This window comes from Prevotella amnii DSM 23384 = JCM 14753 (genome assembly GCF_000378745.1).
In the GTDB taxonomy this organism is placed as follows: Bacteria; Bacteroidota; Bacteroidia; order Bacteroidales; family Bacteroidaceae; genus Prevotella; species Prevotella amnii.
This window is the reverse complement of record NZ_KB905341.1, coordinates 1-1,247: the sequence shown is the minus strand read 5'-3', so window position 1 is coordinate 1,247 and position 1,247 is coordinate 1. Positions and strand designations below refer to the sequence as shown.

The following is a 1,247-nucleotide window of genomic DNA, read 5'->3' as shown; positions in this document are numbered from 1 at the left end:
GTAACGGACATTCCTTTCTTCCTTTACAGGCTTATGAAATTATGTGCCTGAGAGGAGAAGGCTTGCAACTGGGTTTTACGACTGACCCTTAATAAGGGTAGTTTAAATTTAGCTATAAGACAAAAAAAATGAGTTACATTACTGTAACTCATCAATTGTTTTTGTGGACCAGCCTGAACTAATCCACAATATGTCCTTATCGCTGTTAGCTAAATATTTACCTTTTTGTACTGACAGTCTCTGTAGCAGAAATGTAGCAGCAAACTGACTGGTTTATGACCGCTATTTTGACTATCTGTTGAAAGCACGTTCACTCCCATTCTCGGAGTACAAAGTTAGATCTTTTTGTTTATATCTCCAAATCTTTGTGCCATAAATATTTAAAGATTTTACTGCTACATTTTCCAGTGCAAGATGCAAGCCCTTATATATAAAGGGACTTGCACCTTGCACTGGAGTTTTACAAAACAATAATAATTATACAAAGATATAAGAGTAATAAAATGTTTTAGATTTAGTTCGTTATATTTATTGGTACACTGTGTATTCCGCTACTAACAAACAAACTTGCACCGTCTGCAAGACGGATTGCATAGTGTGCAAACATTTGCATGTGGCGGGTTGCTCTTGTAACGGTGCTTTAGTAACTTTATAAGTATGAAAAAGTTATTGGAAATGCTGAAGTCAGCAAGAGTGAAAAATGGTTATTCGCAGGAGTATTTGTCTGTTATTCTGAAAGTTAGTTCGAGTCGGATCTTGCGCTGGGAAAGAGGAAAGACAGCAATGACTCTTGAACAAATTCTGATGTACGCTTCAAAGGTGGGCATCCAGTCTACCAAAATATTTGAGTTTCTTGCACGTAATGGGCAGCCTGGTCCTTTACCTATAGCAGAAATTCATCTGGAGGTTTTTACTGAGGAAGCATTCAGAAGACTTTCACAGTTAGTCAGTGAACTTGGAATAGAACATGTAACAATTAAAACCAAACGATTACGCTGATGGAAATAATAGCAGTAGAAAGCCAAGCCTATCAAGAACTGATAGACAAGCTCAATCGTATTGAGCAGTATGTTGAGCGCACCTCCCGTCTTATCCAAGACATTGACGACGAGCTGGAGATGACAACCAAAGACCTTATCGGGACTCTGAATATTTCAGAGTCCACCCTTTACCGCTGGCGCAAGAAGCAGTTGGTACGGTATCGCTACACGGAGGGTGGCGATGTACGCTACTTCTTCAAGTCTATC

Annotated in this window: 2 protein-coding genes; both read left to right on the top strand. The window is 39.1% G+C overall.

Features of this window, described 5'->3' with window-relative positions; translation table 11 throughout:
* Nucleotides 1-675 precede the first annotated feature (675 nt).
* On the top strand, nucleotides 676-999 hold the full coding sequence (locus tag F596_RS0110695; protein ID WP_197053069.1) for a helix-turn-helix transcriptional regulator: 324 nt from the start codon (nucleotides 676-678) through the stop codon (nucleotides 997-999).
* A partial coding sequence (locus F596_RS0110690) for a hypothetical protein (protein ID WP_019036943.1) occupies nucleotides 999-1,247 on the top strand: 249 nt, incomplete at its 3' end. The genes F596_RS0110695 and F596_RS0110690, both read left to right, overlap by 1 nt.

Bases quoted from the DNA above. Each gene is read 5' to 3' on its own strand.
- F596_RS0110695 (WP_197053069.1), top strand. From the start codon at position 676: ATGCTGAAGTCAGCAAGAGTGAAAAATGGTTATTCGCAGGAGTATTTG.